This window comes from Tenacibaculum sp. A30 (genome assembly GCF_051200845.1).
Lineage (GTDB): Bacteria > Bacteroidota > Bacteroidia > Flavobacteriales > Flavobacteriaceae > Polaribacter.
Genome location: NZ_CP195160.1, coordinates 974,276 through 993,351 on the forward strand (window position 1 = coordinate 974,276; position 19,076 = coordinate 993,351).

A 19,076-nucleotide genomic window follows, 5' to 3' on the forward strand; every position below is an offset into this window, starting at 1 on the left:
GGAAATAAAAAAACGTGTTACAACAATGTATTATATTAATTAACTCAACAAACCCCTATAAATAAAGAGGATTAATAGATTTAATTAAAAAAGGTACAACATAGGTATAACATTTTAACCTATAATTAGAAGTGATCTAAAGGTATAAAAAAACCGCTTCTAAATTAATAAAAACGATTTTCAAAATGTATTTAAACTTAAAGTTATTAAGCAGCCGTACCAGAGCCTAAATACACACTATTTGATACTTGACTACCATCTGCAGAAACAAACGCCATAAATAGCTCTACTGTGTCTCCTGCATAGGTATTTGGAATTGTTACCGATTGAGAACCTGCTGTTCTGTCTGCACCATCTAAAATATAAACAGATTCTTTTTTACTTGGATTGTAAACCAACACCATTACTTTATCTGTTGCATTTGCGTTACCCTCTGCCGAGTTATCTCCCCAACCAAAATCCACTTGTCCTGGTGTTGCTAAATCTGTTATACCATTTAAAACACCTGATAAAGAACCTCTACTTAAAAGAGCTAATGAATAATCTATCGTAAAGTTAGGTGCCGTACCTCCTACCGCATTATTTAACACATAAGACATCGCTGCATTAAACTCTGTTTTTTTTGTTGCAAAAGACTTGTAACCAATTTTTACAAAATCTTTGTTTGCTTGTAAGTATTCCAACGTGATAGTAAATTTATTACGTTGATTTACTTGCCCTTCAGTTCTTGGGTTTGCTACACTAGATGGTTTTATTCTGATATAGTCAATACCTTTCCAATTACCACCTATAACATTACCTACTTTACCTGATAATCCTCCTAAAATACCTTGTGAAATCTTTCCCATTTTTATTACTATTTAAAATTAATACTTGTTCGGACTTGGTACGGACTTGACATTGCTTTTAAACCTTGTTTTCATTACTAATATAACGAGAATTATGCCATTTTGTTACTGTTTTAGGCTTGTGAGATGCCTTTGCATTAGGCTTCTTTTGTTTGCATTAGTTTGAAACAATTACGAATGTATGCAACCTTTAAAACTGCCATTTTATCAATGACATTTTGTAGCTCCTTTTCTTTTTTACTGATAACCTCAACCGCTTTAATATGCTTTTGCATCTGGTCGTTTATGTTTGAAGTAGATTTTAAACTTTTTTTAAGCGTGTTTCTGCAATCATCTACAGAAATAAACGGAATAACACTACCCTTTAAATAATAAGCGTAAAAACCGCCTATTTGCAACATCATAGATAAATGAAAAAGCGTGTTTTTATCTGTTTCGGTTTTTGTGATTACTACAAAACAGTTAGGACAAGGATTTGAAAGAGGTTTTCCGCTGTTAAGTCCTTTGTTTAGGATAAAAAAATGAGGGTTCGAGTAGGTTCTTCCGATTTGGTGGGTTTTCAGTTCAAAAGTTGACATAGCTATCCAATTTAAAATTGCTTCGCTACGCTTCGCACCATTATTTTTTTGAAAAGAAAAAAATGATAGCTTCTATTATTGTGGCGTGGATAAGGCTGTCAAGGTTTTTGGATAAAAGTTTTTTTGAGTAAAAATATTTGATAAAATAGAAAAGGCTATTAAAAAGTTTTATTTAAAACCCGCAGGGCTTGACCTTTATAGCCTTACGCGTTGGCTGTTGCAGCCACATACATTTGCTACTTTTTTTTATTTATTTTTTGTTGTTCTAAAACATTTAATATGTCTTGTTTTCTGTAAAAAACTCTGTTACCCATACGAATTGGATTTAAAATACCGTGTTTATTCCAAGAGTATATTGTTGCAAAACTTATCTTTAAGTAATCGGCTACTTCCTGTCTTGTAAGTATTTCATCATTTTTCTTTTTAGATAACTCTTTTAGGTAGTTTTCAATTTTAAGCATTAATTTATTTGCTACCTCATCTGCTAATTCCTCTACTGTAACTTCTGTGATTTGAATAGTTTTTGTAATCATCTTAATTTGTTTTTAGTTTATTGTTTTATACTTTTTGGGGTATAAACTCTTAAAAAAATAGGTTATTGCAAAATTGAGCGTTGGATGTAGCGATTGTATGGGTAGCGTTTTAAATAGTTGTTTGATAAAACAGCATTTAAAAAAGCTACTTATACAGGACTTTTAGACAATAGCTTATTGCTTTTTTGAGGTACGATAAAAAGGAATATGCTATGGCGTAGCACTACACTTTATAAACCTATTTTTTTATAACCGCTGACTTGGGTGGTGGGGAAAAGTGGACTATGATATTTGTTAACGAAATGAAACAAACAAAGACTTGAGGTAAGGAATACTTGGACTTAACGATGGTTTTGTGCAGCTTGAATGAGATAACTAATTACTCTTTGTAGTTGTAAATTGAGCGTTGGAATAGCGGCTATTTTACATAATTAGGTTATAGACCCTGTAGTTTACGAAAGAGGGCTATAACTACCTGTTATGTAAACATAGCTTTGGGTAGTTTTTGGTGTGAGCGTTGGCAACAGCTTTTTACTTTTTTATTGTACTTATTTATTAAAATATAAACGTTTAAATAAAACAAGTAATATGCTGTGTGAGACTTAGCAACCAAAAACTACAAGCGCATTGGCAAGCGGAACAAAATAAAAGACAGAGGATTTTGAGATACGAAAAAACTGGGTTTTATTTTGTGGGGAGAATTATTTAATTGACTTACCTCCTCACTTTAAACCCTATTGATACCTTCTCTTCTCTGTAAAAATTATTATTTGAATTTAAAACAGAACCCTTTCTAAAAACAGTATCTCTAATTACCACTTTTTTTGCAGCAGAAGATTTATCCACACTAATTCCAATTCGTGTACCTGTCGATTTTTTCATTTGTTAAGTTTTTAGTTTTAGCTAATTCAATAATACTATTAAATTTACTGAAAGCTAAATATAATAAATCTGCCACAAAAAACAAATATTCCTTATTACTATTTGTGGCTAAACCGCCTTTAAAGTTATCTACCGATAAAAAACCTAATATACTGCGACTATTAGCTCCCGTTACAATGGATATTGGAACAACTAAAGTACTATGATAATATTTATACCAATCTAGATTTGGATTTTTATATTGATGTATATCATATAGATCAGGTAAATTATCTTCTGAAAAATAAATATTCTGATAGTTTGAATCCATAATAATTGAAAAAGCAGTGTTGTCATTAACAGAACAAGGACTACAAACAGTGTCTGAATTTCGTCTTTTTTTAAAGTTAACTGGGTCTCTGAAGTAAGTACGAACAAGCGTTTTGGAACCATCATCTGAATTATTAAAATTTAAGAGCTTTATGGTTATGGAACAATTATCATCGGTTACCTGACTAAAGTATGATTGAAGATTAGTGGTTATGTTAATGAGAAAATAATCGAATTTATTAATTACATTTATTAAGCTATCATTAGAAACTTGTTTTTCGTCAACATCAATAATGTCTTGCAATAAAAAGTCTAAATTTCTATAATAATGAGTTATAATATGTGAACATTCACATAATTGATTTAAAATAATATCATGACGTTCAGTTTGTTCTTTTAAAAAGCTATAATCTGCAGGTATTTGCGAATACTTTTTCAACCTATTGCCGTAATAAATCACACTGATTAAAAACATCAGTAAAACAGACGCTAATAAAACAACTAATATTGTTAAAATGTAATTAAAATTATTTTCAGTATTGGGGTTAAAGTAATTATAGACAATGATACCAACCGTAATCAATAAACCAATTGCAGAAGTTAAACCATATACATGATGCCATATATCTGGAGGTGTATGAATTTTGAAAAATATAGGCTTGTTAATTTTTCTATTGTAAGGGTTACTTTTATCTTTTTTTGCCATTTTAAATAATTAATTAAAGTGCTTTCTCAAAATCATCGCAAAGTTGGTTTACTATATCTTCTGTTTCTTTAATGAAGAATTGACCTAATGTTTTACGATTTCTTCTGATGTATTTTTTATAGATTATTTCAAAGTCTTTATAGATTTCGTCTTCATCAAAAACGGTTTTAGTACTTTTCATTTTTGCAATTAAACGAGCACCTTCCTTATTTACATATTCAAAAAAGGCTTCTATTTTGTTTTGAAAATCTACTATTAAGGCTTCTACTTCTTCTTCCTCTTCATTACGTTTTTCTATTACTGCTAAAATATCAAATTTATATTGCTTTCCTCCATAAGTTCCACTTGGCTCATTTACCTCTGAAGTACGCTCTTTCTTTTCTTTTTCTTCTGGTGGTGCAACTATACCTATTCTGTTATCAAAATATACTTCAACATCATCTATCAACACTGTTGTACCATTTAAGGTGTTATAAAGAATACTGAATTTTTGCCAAAATCTTGTAAAATGCTCTTCGCTATACTTATCATCAATTTCTATTACAAATGCTATTAGATTTAATATTTTGAAATATTTATTAATGTTATGCTTTAGCTTTTTAGCTTCTTCTGGTTGTTTTCTTACAAATTGAGTAACTGTATTTTCAAAATCTTGAATAGGCTGTATATCTTCTTTCTTTCCTTGTTGATAAAGTTTAAAGGATTGAAAATGTTGTTTGAAGATATTATCTTGATTTAAGCCCTCGTATATTTCTTGTAATAGTTGTTCTTGCCCTAATGGGTCAAAGTCACTTACTACAACATTACTGAAATGCTCGAACGCCTGTTTTATATTATTAACATTTACATTCTTGTAAGACAAATCAATAATTTTACAATCCTTTTTATACTTACCTGCTGTTCTATTAACTCTTGAAATTGTTTGTATCGCATTGATACCGCTAATCTCTTTATCTAAAAATAAGGTATGTAATTTAGGTTCATCAAAACCTGTTTGTAGTTTGTCTACTACTATGATTAAACCATTCTTTTTAATAGCAAAATTTTGTAATACTTTGGCTTCTGATAAACCACCGTTTAGCGTTGTTGCGCTTTCATACTTTTGACCATCTGAACTATACACTATATAGATTGGTGCATCTTTAAAACGTTCATATTTCTTTTCTTCTACTAACTCATTAAAATACTGCTGTATATACTTACGATATTTTATAGCTGCTTTGATAGAAGAAGCTGCAAACATTGCTTTTGCTGTACCACGAATATTGTGATAAACCGCAGTTACTAATCGTTTGGCAACAAACTTTGAAATAGCTTCAATACGTTCTTCGTTCTCGTAAATGTTCTTTTTACTAATTCTGTATTTCTTACCATTAGCATCAACACCAGCATCTGGATTATCAGGTAATGATTGCTCATAATACCCTGTATCTCCCTCAAAACCTTCTGTTGCATCATCTGGCTTTTCAAAATACATTTTAGCTGATACCGGAACAATACCTTTAATTGGGTTTAAAATATAACCATCTTCAATAGCTTCTTTCATTGTATAACTATCGAACGGAACCCATATTTTTTCAGCTTCGGCATATTTATTATACTCCCCAAAACGAGCTAAAGTAACATCGCTTGGTGTAGCAGTAAAACCTATGATTAGGTTTTTCTTTTTGTATTCCTTTTTATATTCTTTATTAGAATCGAAGCTATTTTGTAATTCATCAAATAACGATACCATTTCTTCGTGCTGTGTACCACTATTAGAACGGTGTATTTCATCAATTAAAAAAGCAATACGCAAAGTTGATAATGTCTTTACTACTTCATCATCTAAAAACTCTCTTATTGAATTGAACTTTTGAAGATTGACTACAACAATACGTTTATCTGTATTTAAGGCTTCTAAAAATGATTTTTTACTATTAGCCTCTATGAACATACTATTAGCAATATTCATATTATACATTTTACTATCTAACTGATCGCGTAATTGAACTCTATCTACAACCAACATTATTTTATCATAGACAAACTCATCATTTTTACGTAAATCTTTCAACATTAAAGATGACCAACCTATAATGTTACTTTTACCAAAACCTGCTGCATATTGCAATAGTAATGAATAGACGTTTTTGTTGTTTTGATACTTCTGCCTTTTATTAATTAATTCTTCAATTTGTGAAGCTCCTAAACCTTTTTCAGTTAGTTGTTGGCGTAGTTTATTTATGAAATAATCTGGCTCGTCTTCGTGTTCTAAAAACTCATCAATTTTGCTAATGATTTTATCTGCACCGAATTTTTGTTTTGGTCTTGGTGCTATTAGCCTACCATCATTATGCTTGTATTCTTTTTGTTTTCCTTTTTCTGATTTTATTAATTCACGCTCAATAAAGTTGTAATACAATATCTCACGCTCAATCATTTTTTTGCCGTACAAGGCTTTAAAAACTTCTTCAAAACGTTCTTGCTTATTGGCTTCTCTGTTTAGTACTGGATATGATTTTAAATCGTAAGCGACTTTAGTTTTATACTCTTCAAAATCAAAGGATTTATCTTCAACTTTAGCTTTTATGGTATCAAAGTGATTACCTATGTTTCTAATAATAAACGTATCTTGAACATCTGTAGTTGTTATATGTATTGCCTTTTCAAATATTTTTAAAAAGTCTTTGCGAATACTTTTATCTACATCATTACCATCTGCTATTTCTAAATAATTAGTTACTGCTTTTTGGTAATCGTTTGCTATTTTAGTTTTACCATCTTTACTAGCAGTTTGATTATTGTAATTTGATTTTAGCTCTGAATACCCTAAAAATATACCATTAACAAAAAAGGTAATATCTGGTCTAAAACTGAACTGTTTTTTACCTTGATAATGGTACATATATGGTAATTCTTGTACTACAGAAAATATGTTTTCTTCAAATAATTTATCACCGTGCGTGATGCTACCACTTGGATAGAAGAGGTTAATTTTAACCCCTTTGAATGTGACAGATTTATTATTATTAATAAATAATGCCATATTCATAGACTCACCAATACGTTTGTTTAAAAACTCTTGAAATTCTTGAAGTAGCACTTTTTCGTTATTATTAAATTTCTTTAATAATGTTCTGTATGCTTTTTTATTTAAAGTAGTTTCGCTAATGAACTCTTTTAAATCTTCAACAACAAAATGAAGTTTTGATACTGTATTAGCTTTTACTTCTTTATACCCTAAACCATTGGTAGGATTGGTAAAGAAGCTCATTAAGTATTTATCTTGTAGTATTAGTTCGTCCATAAAATTATGCTGTTACTTTTACTTTACCCGTTACAACCTCATTAATTAGGGTTTTACGTAATTCTTTTAAGGTATTGATTTGGGTTTCTATGTTATTTACCACTTTAGAAATAATCTCTGTTTTTGACTTAATATGGTTAGCTATTTTAATCTGTTCTTCAATTGGTGGGAAAACGATATCAATAACCGCCATTTCATTACTCATTATTTTAGCACCATTTGTATCTATACGTTTATTATGTTGTGTGCTCTCTTGAACTGCAAAAGCCATATAGTCGAGAGATAGTTTTGGATGCTTTTTTGGTATTAACGTACCACATATATTAGTGCAATTAAATTTACCTTCTCTTATAAAAACTGTACCAGCATTAACACCATCAGTAGTCCAGGTTAATAAATTTGCATTAAAGTCATAAGTATTTATATAACCTAAAACACCTTTGTTTTTAGTTTGAGAAGAGTAAACAGGATATTTACCATTTGACATCAACTCTGTTTTACCAATAGCTCTACCACGACTAATTGAAAATATATCTTTAACTCTTTTTATCTCCCAATGTGCTGGAATTTCACCTATCCAATTTATACCACTATCTTTTAATTTTATCGATTTATCTAAACCTTTGGTAACGGCACTATTAATTAAAGATTTACGGTAGGCTTTATAGTGTTTTATTTTTTGTTTTAATAAGTTTATTTTTTTGTCTAAAGCTGTGGTTTTAGCATCTAAATAGTTGGCTATTTGAGTTTGTTCTTTTAGGGGTGGAATAGCAAAATTTATATTGATTAAATCCCCTTGTGTCATACTAGGGATTGCAGAGCCATATTGATACAAATCAAAAGATATACAAGTACAACGATAATAGAAAAACCTAGGATTTGTGTTTTTAAAAATTTCAGTATAATACATTGTATCTACTGTCCAAAATGGGATATCAACATAAAGTGGCTTGTCTATAGTACCTTTTCTTCCTAAAAGAACTGAAGTTTTATTGTAAAGATATTTATCAGCTCTACCAAAAATACCACCTGAACCATAAACAGGATACTTACCATTGTGATTCAAAACTTTTTTTTGATCTTGACCACCTTTTATTTTAACTAAATCTTTTACTCTTCCCAATATCCAATGTTCAGGAATTTCACCCAACCACTCAATACCAGAATCTTTATAATTATTGTATTTTTTTAAGTGTTGTTTCATAATTTTTGAGATCCCGAAACAAGTTCAGGATGACAGTTTTAGTGGGTTAATGCCTGTTCGATTTTCTTTAATTCACTTTCTAATTCTTCTAAATCTGATGTGATTTCTTGTAATGAACGCAACTGTTCTGGCTTGTAAAAGACTTTATTAAAGTTAATCTCAACACCAATTGTATTTTCTATGTAATCAAAAGGCTTTGTAATGTATTTTGCCATAAAATCGGCAATGTTTTGATGGTTTTCTACCTCGTTAGGATTGTAAGGAATTATTTCATAATCTTTCTCATAGTCAGGTGTTAACTCCACAGAAATTTCAATACGCGCTTCTTTAGTTTTAGTAGCTTTTTTATAAGATGCTTTTACTACTATTTTACCGCAACCCATTTCGACTTCGCTCAATGACCCATCTTCATTTTTAGAAACTTCAATAATTGTTTCTTTATCTTCATCAAAATAATAGCTTGTTTTGGCTGTAAATACTTTTAAGTCTGCTTCTTTATAGTCTATACTATCAATTAATGGTTTTAAACCTTCGGTATAATATTCTATTAAAGAATTATATTTAGAAGCATCATAAGATGTAATTTCAAAGTCTGTAAGCTCAATTGTTTCTTCCTCTAAAACTTGCGTTATTTTAGTAGGATTTAACTTTATCGATTTAGCTCTAATTTCTTCACCTTGTTTGTTTTTCTTAATTGGTAACTGGTCTTCAAAAGTCTTTCCATTTTCATCTACATTGGTTAGCATTATAGCCTGTTTATTATAATAAAAATGCCACTTATCAAATACCTTTGCGTGTTCAGTATCTTTAAAATCGGTTAAGGTATCTACAATGGTTTTTCTGTTATCAAAAACCATTTCTCTGCGCTTTTTACCTTTGCTCTTTTTTAATGGTTCCCAAAAGTTACTACCATCAATTAGTATTACTTTTTCTTTGCGTTCTTCGGCTTTGTTTTTGTTGAATATCCATAGGTACGTATAAATACCTGTGTTGAAAAATTCATCTGTTGGCATTTGTATAATAGCTTCTACCCAATCGTTATCAAAGAAGTATTTACGAATGTTACTCTCACCACTACCTGCATCGCCACTAAACAACGTTGAACCGTTATGTACAACTACTGATAATCCTTTAGTATCTAATTGTGATAATATATGCTGCGTAAACAGAAACTGACCATCTGAAATGGAAGGCAAAGCGTGAAAACGGTCTGTAGTATCATTTTCAATATCTTTTTTATAGCCTTTCCAATCTACACCGTAAGGTGGATTTGCTACAATGACATCAAATTGCTTTTCAATAAAATGAATTTTAGTAAGTGTGTTACCATACTTAATATCTGAATCATTACGAAAACGACTTTCTATTTTTGCTAAAGCGTATAAACTATCGCTCCAATCTTCACCGTATGTTTTTGTTGGTCTGTTGAACTTTTCTTTTATTCTATCTTCTACACCAAATAGCAAGTTACCACCACCACAGGTTGGGTCGTATATGGTTAAAAACTCGTTATTATCTTCAATTTTAGATAATATAATTTCTGAAATTAAGGATATAATATCATCAGGTGTATATTGCTCTCCAGCAGTTTCGGCAGAAATATCAGCCCATTTACGTTTTATGTGTTCTTCTAAAGTTGTTATATCCGAGTTATTGAAAGGTGTTAAATCAATCTCACTCCATTTTTTTACGGTATCAAAAAGAATATCTTTTTTACGTAGTTGACCACTAACTCCTGAAATATCTAAATACTTCTCTTCTGTATTCCCTCTATCAACACCTAATAACTCTTTAGTTTCTGGGTCGAATGCTTTTAAGTAGGCATCAAAATCGTTGTCAAAAGTTTTATCGTTTCTGCATATTTCAGCTAATGTTTTTTGGCTTCTAATTACTAAATCATTGTACCCAATATTGTAATCTTTAAACTCTTCTAAAAAGTCGTCTATATTTTCAATATCTTTAATGGTTTCTGCATCAAAGTCTTTTAATAACTCTTTGTAATGCCTAACTAATCTACTTTCCAACATTATCATTGCAAAGTAAGGCATCATATATTTTGGGAAGTCTGATTGCTTAATTCCTGCACCAATTAAAAGGTCGGCAGTAGACCACACTTTAGATTCGTACTGTAGTATATTTTGGCTCATTTATTATTTTCAATTTTAGAGGTAAAAATATAAATATAAATTGATATGCTTTTACTAGTTAATATATTTACTTTTTACCCTTGTTTTAGGTTATATTACAAGTATTAAAAAGGACTTGTACACTTGCTTTTAATTTTTGCTTTATATGACTTAAAAACTGACTATTAGATTGTTTTTTTATTTTATTGTAAGTGGTTCTTTTTTTTCGATAACTCTCGTAATGATCTTCTTTATACTGTTGTAATATTTCTTGATTTTGAAACAAGGCTAGTATTTCTTTTTCTTTATTAGTAAGCTGTGATAATGAAATAGCTTGTTGTTTATCTATTTTTTCATACTTATTCTGTAACTCATCGAGTAACATTTGATATTTGTATTTATCTATCAAGTCTTTAACACTATAAATACCTATAGCGTTTTTACGCTTATTTAAGTTACGTGTATAGATTTCTAACTCGAATCGAAATAGTTGCCTGTTTAATTTTTTACGGTCATGCGTTTTAACCTCATACGTTTTATCATAGCCTTTTACGTTATAATCTGTAAGATAGAATTTTTTACCGTATTGTTTATTTGCACCTAGCATTGGTATTGGTGTTTTACCATTTAGACTTAACCAAGTATTTAGAATTGGTTTTGCTTCTGCTTCTATAACTATACCAACTGCTAAAAGAATCACTTTAGCTTCGTACACATTAAAAGGTAGTATTTGGTTTAATTTTTTTATTGCTTTTACTACTTCTATGTAGGTAAAAGGCTCGTAATTATTACCCATATACCATTTTTGTAATGAGTTATTACAAAATATAGTATTTCCTTTTAAGCGTAAATCTAAATTGTTTACTCTGGTTTTGTAACCGTTTACTTTTTGAGTTGCATCGTTAAAAGTAGGATTCCAAGTTAATCCTTTCCATATAAAAGATTGTTCAGTACTTTCTATAACTTCTTTAGGTAAATGGGTTACTTGATACTTTATTTTTAATGTATCATACAACTTAATTACCTTCTACTATTAAATGCTTTGTTGTAGTTTTTATCTAATAGCTTTTGTACATCGCTCATTTGATAGTAAATTTTACTACCTATTTGAGAGAATGATATTTTACCTTCGTCTCTCCAAGTTTGCGCTGTTCTTTTGCTAATATTCATTAGCTGGATAAACTCTTGGTTATCTAAAAAAGTATTTTGAGGTTTTTGGTTTTGTTTTTCTAGTTTTTTGTTTAGTTCGTCTAAACGACTTACAAGGTCTTTGTACTGTTGTTCTGTTAAAATAATTGCGCTCATTTGCTGATATATTTTGAAATTATACCGCAAGATTGCACCTGTTTTTAGTTATTATAAGGTTGACCTTATTTAACCTTTTAAGACCTTATGTTTCTTTTTGAAATGGTTTATTTTCTATGTATTTGAATGTTTTCATTTTGTAATCATCTGAAGTTTTAGACCAGTCAAGTTTAGATTTTAACTCTAGATCTATTTTAGAAGCTATTGCGTTGTTTAGCTTTTCTAAGCTTAAGTTTTGTACAATATTTTTTTCTCTAAGTGCTTCTACCACTCCTCTTATAGCTCCTTTACGTTTTGGACTTAATGCATACTTACCATTTACTGTAATACTTAAATCTTCTAGTAACTGCAAAATATAATCTTGTTTTTTAGTTTGTGGTATAAGGGTAGTAAAATCTTTTTTTAATTCTTTTACTGGAACAATACCTCCATTCAGTCCTTTTGTATGTTCTTTTAATTGATCTAAATACCTCATAAAAAAAGATGCAACGAATACTGAAGAATAAGTTGATTTACCAGCTGAATAAATATTAAAATCACTTAACAGTAACCTATCCCTTAAAATATTATCATACTCTAGAATAACCTCTTTTGGTTTTGAAAAACTTATAATATTTTTAAGCCTTTTAACAATGGTCTTCGATGTATTACTATTAAAAAAGTCTTGAATTAAATTAATTTCTTTATTTAAAGCTTCTTTTTTAACATCATCTTCTAATTCATCAAAATCATTTAAAGCACTTCTAATTTCAGATTCAATACGTTCGTTAAAGAGTTTTTTTTGATGTTTTTCGATTTTATCTATATGTTCGAAATCTAAATTCAACTTATATATTTCTGCCCAATGATCTGTTCTTTTATTTCTCCTTAATTCATTAAAAGTTACAGTACAATTCAACCATTTATCTATGTATTCTTTTTTGTAGTCGGTCGTAAATAAGATTTCTTTAGTATAAACAATGTCTGGTTTTTCAAAGATTATAAAAACATCATACAACAAAATATCTTCTATGTATTTTACAATAACTCCAACATACTTATTTAATGAAATAGACAATTCTTTAAGCGTTGACTCCTCATTATTAAAGTTATTATTAAAGTTCCGAAAGTCCTCATCTATTGAAGCTGAAACTAAATGTAAGCCCATTGCCGATATTTGGTTTTCTAGTATTAAAGATTCTTTTGGTTTTAAAACTCCTTCGTCAAGTTCCGATTTTATAATCCCTAGTAGTTCATTATAAATTACTTTAGCTTCTGTTTTAGATATATTATTTTTCTGTTTTTTATCATTAAAATCTATTTTATACCCAATTGAAACTTCGTTTTTAATCACTTCAGAAAATATACTTAAACTACTGTAACTAGAAAACAATAAGTCTTTTGCTTGATTTAAACCCTTTATTAATTCTGACTTACTAACTTTTTCTTTATTAAGAATATTATTTAAAAACCTCACTTCTTGCAGTGTGCTTTTAAAACTATCAAATATTATTTTTGTCATAGCTTAATTGATATATTTATCTACTGCATTATCTAATTCACTACTTATTATTTTTGCGTATACTTGGGTTATACCTATATCGGAATGATCCATTAGTTTTGAAACGTGTTCTATTCGCATACCATTATTTAAAGCTCTAGTAGCAAAGGTGTGTCGGCTTATATGAAACGATAAATTAAAGGGCAATTCTAATTCTTTTCCCATTCTACTCAAATACATATTACTTAATGAAATTGCTCTGCTAGTTATTAAGCTTCTGTATTCTCTGTCTTTAAAATACAACTCATCAACTTTAGCAAAAGGAAAAATTATATCGTTTTGCTTTTGGTCTTGGGTTCTGTATTTCTCTAAAATATCAACCGCTTTTTGACCTATTCTAATACTGTGCTGTCTTTTCGTTTTTCTTATCGTCTTTGTAATTCTAAGGTTTTTGCTATCATAATGTTTCCATTGTAGTTCAATAATATCACCAAATCGTAACCCACCAGAAAAAACAGAAAAGATAAACATATCTTTAATAACTTGTGCTTTATGTTCTTGTGGTACTTCTAAATTGATAAAGGCTTCAAACTGTTCTGTGTTTAAATAACGCTTTGTAGTCTTGTTTTTCTTTACTTTAAACTTTGTAAAAGGTACAAGCTCATTGGAGATTAAATCTTCTTTCTTTGCTTCTCTAAACATTAGATTTAGGATTCTGAAAGCGTAATTAATAGTTGTATTGTTATTACCTAGCCTTGAACTGCAATATGCTGCATAATCCTTTAAGGTAGTAGCTGTAATATCATCAAACATTAATTCACGATGCCCTATAAACCTTTCAAACTTTTCTATATTGTTTCTGTAACTTCTGTAAGTAGATAGCGTAACGGTATCTTTTAACTGCTCACAACGATTATAAGCATAGTCAAAAAAATTAGTTAAAGGCCTCCCTTTAATGGCTTCTTTAATTTTTCTGGCTGATGTGGCTTTGTTTTTTCTTTCAAGGTCTGCAACCTCTCCTGTTGCATCAGCTACCTTTTTAGAAAGATACGCATTAAGTCTAGTAGAATTTTGACGATTCTTCTTTACTTTTTGTTTATCTTCATCCCATTCATTAGGTTGTAATTTTAGACTTAATGAAATAAATTTAGTTTTACGGTCTTTGATTACACGTAAATAAAGAGGTGCTTCTCCTGCTTTATCTATTTTATCTTTTCTTAAAACTACTTTTATTGATGACATAAAACTCTGGTTTTAAGCTATGCAAACTAGTGCAACGCAATACTAAGGTACAACATTAGGTATAACAAACCTAACTTTTAGTCGTATTTTATTGCATTATTTAGCATTAGACAAAAACACAAAACCATTATAAATAAAGGGTTTAAGAGTAATTTAAAGAAAAAGAGTGATAATGCTATATAACAATGTATAACCGCAATTACGGCGGATTCGACTGCGTCCGAATCCACTCGGAATTGCTAACATCAGTGCTAAACTGAAAACATTATCTTTAATCCCGTAACTGACGGTTATACGTATTCCAAGGTAAAAAACAAGTTTTTTTTTAGAAATTTACTGCTGCTATATTTACAAAGGGAGTACCTCTTTTAATTACTGCAAAACTGCGTGCTAAAATTTTATTTCTAACGTTGTTTAATGCAATCATTTTATGTTTGCCTTCCTCTAACTTTCTGTGATAATAATTCTTTAACTCCTGATCAGACTGTATCGCTGAAACAGCAGCCATACTTAATAATGTCTTCATTTTTCTATCGCCTATATAGTGGCTTTGTTTTCGTCGCCTAATAGAGCTTCCTGAGCTATATTCAAATGGGGCGATTCCACAATAACTTGAAAATGAACGCCAGTTATTAAATTTCATAAAATTGGATGTATGATAAAGTAATTGACAACTTAATATCAGACCTACTCCTTTTACAGTCCTTAACAACTCATAGTTGTGCTGTAACTTATCATCTGTCTTTAATAATTCTTTCATACGTTTCTCTATAGATAATACTTGCTTGTCAATGTACTTTATTGAGCGTTCTAATATCTTACAACAAGGGTCTGTTGACGGACTTGAAAGCAAATGCTTTTGCTCTTTTAAAGTAGATTTTAAACCACTACGGTCTCTTACCATTTGATCTCGCAAAGCTAAAAGCCTACCAATCTCTTGAAACTCTTTTGGCTTTACATTACTGGGTTCTAATTCTTCTCGGTACATCCATCCAAATCGGGCAATCATGTAGGAATCTAGTTTATCTGTCTTCTCTCTAGCAAGACCTGTACTACGTTTAATTCGCATAGGGCTTTCTTCTACATAAATAAGTGATAGCGACGACAAAAAAACCGATAGCTTTAAGGAATAATTCCCTGTATTTTCAAAACAGAAAAAATACTCTGATGTTTCTAAATGGCGTTTACTCCATCGGATAAGCTCTTCATATCCCTCTTCATCATTTGAAAATACCGCATGTTGCCTACTGTGGTATAAGGTGGCATCAATGGTCTTTTTTGATACATCAATCCCAATTACATCTCTTACTTTTTTCATATATTTAAAAAATTAATGATTAATGACGTTTTGCAACTATTTCCTTTAATGAGCCATAGTGGCTAGGTATTCCAAGTAGTTCAACTAAACGTCGTGCAAGAAGTAGAGAGGACTATTACGTGTAATAGGTATTACCTAAAGACCGTTCGAGTTCTCCTCTCTACTCTTGTTAAATTTAATAATATCAAAGTAAAGGAGACCGATAGCTTTAAGGAATAATTCCCTGTATTTTCAAAACAGAAAAAATACTCTGATGTTTCTAAATGACGTTTACTCCATCGGATAAGCTCTTCATATCCCTCTTCATCATTTGAAAATACCGCATGTTGCCTACTGTTGTATAAGGTGGCGTCAATGGTCTTTTTTGATACATCAATCCCAATTACATCTCTTACTTTTTTCATATATTTAAAAAATTAATGATTAATGACGTTTTGCAACTATTTCCTTTAATGAGCCATAGTGGCTAGGTATTCCAAGTAGTTCAACTAAACGTCGTGCAAGAAGTAGAGAGGACTATTACGTGTAATAGGTATTACCTAAAGACCGTTCGAGTTCTCCTCTCTACTCTTGTTAAATTTAATAATATCAAAGTAAAGGAGACCGTTGTGGTTCATATCCCTACTCAAACGGCTGATGAAAACGAAAAAATTGTAACTCAATAATTTGAATTAATAATCTTAAATTTAACAGATATGAAAAACAGAAAAAACAAAATAAGTAACCTTTTCAAAGTAGGTATTTTTCTCTTTGGTATTTCTTTATTTCTGTGGAATTGTGAAAATGAGTCTTTGTTAGAAACACAAAGCAACTTTATAAGTAAAGTTAAAAATAGAATAAACACCGACTTAATAGACCTTCCTTATACTAAGAACAATTTAACAGTTGACTGGAACAACTATAATATTATAACAAGTGATGGTTTAGAGTTCTATGAATTTAAAACAGAACTAATAGCTCCTTTAAAAAACTCCTCTGAAAGTTTTAACAGCCCTAGTTTTTATGTAATAGTCTATAAAGAAAACAACGCTATTATAATTAAATATATAGAGGTAAGAGCATATGATTATAGTTTAGAAAATCTCCCTATAGATTTTATTAATTTAGGAGCTTTCTCAGGTTCATTTAGGTATTTTAATGATAAGGGAGAGTTAGAGAATTCAGAAGCTTATATAGAAGGATATTTGATAAAATCAAACAAAGATAACTACTTACCTATAGAAAGAAACACATTAAATAGAGCTAAAGAAGATGGAACTTTCCAAGCAAAAGTTCAGCCTTGTACAGAGGTTCCTTCAATACTTTATGTTCATGAAACAACACATCATTATCAAGATTACTATAAAGCATCTTACCGAGTTGACTCTAATGGAAACATGGTAGAAGGAAGTATGACAGTAGCAGACGTACCCTATAAATCGGTATATTTAGGTTCAACAACACAAACCTATACTTATACAAGTTATTCGTGCGACACACCACACACTGGAGATGAAGTGTACAAATCTGAATATATGAGAGAGCAAATACTCATGGATTGTGGACCAGGGTATGATAATGTAACCTATGATGGGTATTGTATTGATACGGAAGAACAAATAATTAATAAACTTGAAGGTAAAGCGGAGTGTGTTTACAATAAACTAAAAAATTCAAGTACAGGGTTTAAAAATATGATGCAAAAGTTTGATGGTGACTTTCCAGTGAGTCATTTAAAGTATTCTGTTGATGATTCTCTTCCTGATAGTGTTAATGCTATTACAGATAATGGTGGTGAATATATAATTGAGATTAAATTAAATGGAAATAACCTTTCTCAAAGAACAGCATTGGGATTGGCACGAACATTGATTCATGAAACTATACATGCTGAAATGTACAGGAAATTGCGTTCTGTAAACTATAAAGTATCTATAAATGATTTTCCTGGAATTTATGACTATTATAGAAGACATAAAAACTGGCAACATGAACAAATGGCTGCTCATTATGTTGAAACTATAGCAGACATGCTGAAGGAATTTGATAATTCTCAAAACACCAATTCGTTATATACGGATTTAGCTTGGGAGGGGTTACAAAATACAGTTACTTGGAATAATCTTTCTAGTTCAGAAAAAGATAGAATAATAAATACTGTTAAAAATTATAAAAGCACAGGAACTAAAACATGTAATTAACAATGAGAAATAAATTATTGATTTTAATAATGATAATAAGTTGTACTTCTCTATTTTGTCAGGAAGCTCATTTATCATATAATTTGTTTGGAGAAAAAAACATAAAAACAAGAACAGATAAGACAGTAACTTTTTTTATAGGTGAAAATAGTTTTACATACTTCAAAGATAAAGACTGTTATAGAATCATAAGTATTCAAAAAAAATTAAAGCCAGAAGTTTTAAGAATGAATAGCTTTTTAAATAGAGCACATCAATTAAAAAATATTAATAAAGAGGACAACAAAATTATAGTTAAAAAAAAGAATCAAATCTTTCAAAAAATCTTTCTTTATGAGAAACGAGATGATTGCATATATGTGTATTGTGTTAAATGGGAAGATTCAATTATCGATTAAATTTTAAAAGTAGTAGTTTACCCTACTACTTTTTTTAATTATTCATAATATTTTGAATTGATTTAAACATATGAGGAAAATAATAAAAGTACTGTTACTTGGCAAAATTTAACTTCTACAGAACAACAAGCTATTATTGACATACTAAATCAATATTTTTTAACGGAACTTCAAATTGTAATTAATTATGAGAAAAATAGTATTGTTTTTATTTATCATTGTAAAATCATATTCTCAAGAATCAACATCAAATTATTTTTTTATAAATGGGCAAAAGTTTTCAAAGCAAACCAAGTATGTGATGTATGATTCTAAAGAGGATGTAAAAAAAACTACTAATGATAAAATATATTTTTTTATTCAAGGAGAAACATTTGAATTTTTGAGAAATAAGTTTAGGGTAGACACTTGTAGTATCAGAAATTTAAAAAAAATAAAAATAGAAAAAGTAAAAGGTCTATCCGACAGAGAATATTTGTTTTATAAACAAAGTTTAAACAAAATAAAAGGAAAGGAAGATAAAATACTTGGACCAATGCCGATAACCAAAAATCACAATTATTTTAAAGTAATTATTGTAGAGAAATATGAAAATAGAATTTTGAAATACGATGTTGATTGGACTTATACAGGAACAAGAGGGTTTAAAGTAATCCGAAAATAATACAAACCACAACC

General features: G+C 29.7%; 17 protein-coding genes. 3 read left to right on the top strand and 14 right to left on the bottom strand.

Going from position 1 to position 19,076, the window contains the following annotated elements; all coding sequences use genetic code 11:
* Positions 1 to 206: 206 nt before the first annotated feature.
* The 14 genes from ACR9ES_RS04635 to ACR9ES_RS04700 all read right to left on the bottom strand — a co-directional run bounded on the left by ACR9ES_RS04635 (position 207) and on the right by ACR9ES_RS04700 (position 16,224).
* On the bottom strand, positions 207 to 848 hold the full coding sequence (locus ACR9ES_RS04635; RefSeq protein ID WP_435255278.1) for a DUF6266 family protein: 642 nt from the start codon (positions 846 to 848) through the stop codon (positions 207 to 209).
* Between the two features lie 137 nt (positions 849 to 985).
* Positions 986 to 1,426, bottom strand: a complete 441-nt coding sequence (locus ACR9ES_RS04640; protein ID WP_299032683.1) for a DUF6943 family protein — start codon at positions 1,424 to 1,426, stop codon at positions 986 to 988.
* Positions 1,427 to 1,662: 236 nt separating this feature from the next.
* Positions 1,663 to 1,959 carry a helix-turn-helix transcriptional regulator gene (locus ACR9ES_RS04645; RefSeq protein WP_435255279.1) on the bottom strand — a complete coding sequence of 99 codons (297 nt, stop codon included), beginning with the start codon at positions 1,957 to 1,959 and terminating at the stop codon, positions 1,663 to 1,665.
* Positions 1,960 to 2,673: 714 nt separating this feature from the next.
* The gene (locus tag ACR9ES_RS04650) at positions 2,674 to 2,841 is read right to left on the bottom strand and encodes a hypothetical protein (RefSeq protein ID WP_435255280.1); all 168 of its coding nucleotides are present in this window, start codon (positions 2,839 to 2,841) and stop codon (positions 2,674 to 2,676) included.
* The gene (locus ACR9ES_RS04655; RefSeq protein WP_435255281.1) at positions 2,807 to 3,856 is read right to left on the bottom strand and encodes a hypothetical protein; all 1,050 of its coding nucleotides are present in this window, start codon (positions 3,854 to 3,856) and stop codon (positions 2,807 to 2,809) included. Before ACR9ES_RS04655 ends, ACR9ES_RS04650 begins: the two co-directional genes overlap by 35 nt.
* A gap of 13 nt (positions 3,857 to 3,869) precedes the next feature.
* Positions 3,870 to 7,145 carry a DEAD/DEAH box helicase family protein gene (locus ACR9ES_RS04660; protein WP_435255282.1) on the bottom strand — a complete coding sequence of 1,092 codons (3,276 nt, stop codon included), beginning with the start codon at positions 7,143 to 7,145 and terminating at the stop codon, positions 3,870 to 3,872.
* Positions 7,146 to 7,149: 4 nt separating this feature from the next.
* Positions 7,150 to 8,349, bottom strand: a complete 1,200-nt coding sequence (locus ACR9ES_RS04665; RefSeq protein WP_435255283.1) for a restriction endonuclease subunit S — start codon at positions 8,347 to 8,349, stop codon at positions 7,150 to 7,152.
* Between the two features lie 38 nt (positions 8,350 to 8,387).
* Positions 8,388 to 10,496: an HsdM family class I SAM-dependent methyltransferase gene (locus ACR9ES_RS04670; RefSeq protein ID WP_435255284.1), complete on the bottom strand. Its 2,109-nt coding sequence runs from the start codon at positions 10,494 to 10,496 to the stop codon at positions 8,388 to 8,390.
* An 85-nt stretch (positions 10,497 to 10,581) separates the two neighbouring features.
* Positions 10,582 to 11,490 (bottom strand): hypothetical protein, encoded by a 909-nt coding sequence (locus ACR9ES_RS04675; protein WP_435255285.1) that lies wholly within the window; start codon positions 11,488 to 11,490, stop codon positions 10,582 to 10,584.
* A 5-nt stretch (positions 11,491 to 11,495) separates the two neighbouring features.
* Positions 11,496 to 11,780: a helix-turn-helix domain-containing protein gene (locus ACR9ES_RS04680; RefSeq protein ID WP_435255286.1), complete on the bottom strand. Its 285-nt coding sequence runs from the start codon at positions 11,778 to 11,780 to the stop codon at positions 11,496 to 11,498.
* A gap of 85 nt (positions 11,781 to 11,865) precedes the next feature.
* A complete protein-coding gene (locus tag ACR9ES_RS04685; RefSeq protein WP_435255287.1) occupies positions 11,866 to 13,281 on the bottom strand; it encodes a hypothetical protein in 1,416 nt (471 codons plus the stop codon).
* Between the two features lie 3 nt (positions 13,282 to 13,284).
* The gene (locus ACR9ES_RS04690; RefSeq protein WP_435255288.1) at positions 13,285 to 14,502 is read right to left on the bottom strand and encodes a tyrosine-type recombinase/integrase; all 1,218 of its coding nucleotides are present in this window, start codon (positions 14,500 to 14,502) and stop codon (positions 13,285 to 13,287) included.
* A 325-nt stretch (positions 14,503 to 14,827) separates the two neighbouring features.
* Positions 14,828 to 15,820, bottom strand: a complete 993-nt coding sequence (locus ACR9ES_RS04695) for an IS110 family transposase (protein ID WP_435255289.1) — start codon at positions 15,818 to 15,820, stop codon at positions 14,828 to 14,830.
* 131 nt (positions 15,821 to 15,951) lie between these two features.
* Entirely contained in the window at positions 15,952 to 16,224 is a 273-nt protein-coding gene (locus ACR9ES_RS04700) for a hypothetical protein (RefSeq protein WP_435254381.1), read from the bottom strand.
* Positions 16,225 to 16,515: 291 nt separating this feature from the next.
* Here ACR9ES_RS04700 and ACR9ES_RS04705 point away from each other — a divergent pair, with 291 nt between their 5' ends.
* From ACR9ES_RS04705 to ACR9ES_RS04715, 3 genes are all read left to right on the top strand, one after another.
* A complete protein-coding gene (locus ACR9ES_RS04705) occupies positions 16,516 to 18,000 on the top strand; it encodes a hypothetical protein (protein ID WP_435255290.1) in 1,485 nt (494 codons plus the stop codon).
* Between the two features lie 2 nt (positions 18,001 to 18,002).
* The gene (locus tag ACR9ES_RS04710; RefSeq protein ID WP_435255291.1) at positions 18,003 to 18,398 is read left to right on the top strand and encodes a hypothetical protein; all 396 of its coding nucleotides are present in this window, start codon (positions 18,003 to 18,005) and stop codon (positions 18,396 to 18,398) included.
* A 187-nt stretch (positions 18,399 to 18,585) separates the two neighbouring features.
* Positions 18,586 to 19,062, top strand: coding sequence for a hypothetical protein (locus tag ACR9ES_RS04715; protein WP_435255292.1), 477 nt, complete (start codon positions 18,586 to 18,588; stop codon positions 19,060 to 19,062).
* Positions 19,063 to 19,076 lie beyond the last annotated feature (14 nt).

Coding starts and splice junctions, on each gene's coding strand:
- ACR9ES_RS04635 (WP_435255278.1), bottom strand. CDS start 848: ATGGGAAAGATTTCACAAGGTATTTTAGGAGGATTATCAGGTAAAGTA.
- ACR9ES_RS04640 (WP_299032683.1), bottom strand. CDS start 1,426: ATGTCAACTTTTGAACTGAAAACCCACCAAATCGGAAGAACCTACTCG.
- ACR9ES_RS04645 (WP_435255279.1), bottom strand. CDS start 1,959: ATGATTACAAAAACTATTCAAATCACAGAAGTTACAGTAGAGGAATTA.
- ACR9ES_RS04650 (WP_435255280.1), bottom strand. CDS start 2,841: ATGAAAAAATCGACAGGTACACGAATTGGAATTAGTGTGGATAAATCT.
- ACR9ES_RS04655 (WP_435255281.1), bottom strand. CDS start 3,856: ATGGCAAAAAAAGATAAAAGTAACCCTTACAATAGAAAAATTAACAAG.
- ACR9ES_RS04660 (WP_435255282.1), bottom strand. CDS start 7,145: ATGGACGAACTAATACTACAAGATAAATACTTAATGAGCTTCTTTACC.
- ACR9ES_RS04665 (WP_435255283.1), bottom strand. CDS start 8,349: ATGAAACAACACTTAAAAAAATACAATAATTATAAAGATTCTGGTATT.
- ACR9ES_RS04670 (WP_435255284.1), bottom strand. CDS start 10,496: ATGAGCCAAAATATACTACAGTACGAATCTAAAGTGTGGTCTACTGCC.
- ACR9ES_RS04680 (WP_435255286.1), bottom strand. CDS start 11,780: ATGAGCGCAATTATTTTAACAGAACAACAGTACAAAGACCTTGTAAGT.
- ACR9ES_RS04685 (WP_435255287.1), bottom strand. CDS start 13,281: ATGACAAAAATAATATTTGATAGTTTTAAAAGCACACTGCAAGAAGTG.
- ACR9ES_RS04690 (WP_435255288.1), bottom strand. CDS start 14,502: ATGTCATCAATAAAAGTAGTTTTAAGAAAAGATAAAATAGATAAAGCA.
- ACR9ES_RS04695 (WP_435255289.1), bottom strand. CDS start 15,820: ATGAAAAAAGTAAGAGATGTAATTGGGATTGATGTATCAAAAAAGACC.
- ACR9ES_RS04700 (WP_435254381.1), bottom strand. CDS start 16,224: ATGAAAAAAGTAAGAGATGTAATTGGGATTGATGTATCAAAAAAGACC.
- ACR9ES_RS04705 (WP_435255290.1), top strand. CDS start 16,516: ATGAAAAACAGAAAAAACAAAATAAGTAACCTTTTCAAAGTAGGTATT.
- ACR9ES_RS04710 (WP_435255291.1), top strand. CDS start 18,003: ATGAGAAATAAATTATTGATTTTAATAATGATAATAAGTTGTACTTCT.
- ACR9ES_RS04715 (WP_435255292.1), top strand. CDS start 18,586: ATGAGAAAAATAGTATTGTTTTTATTTATCATTGTAAAATCATATTCT.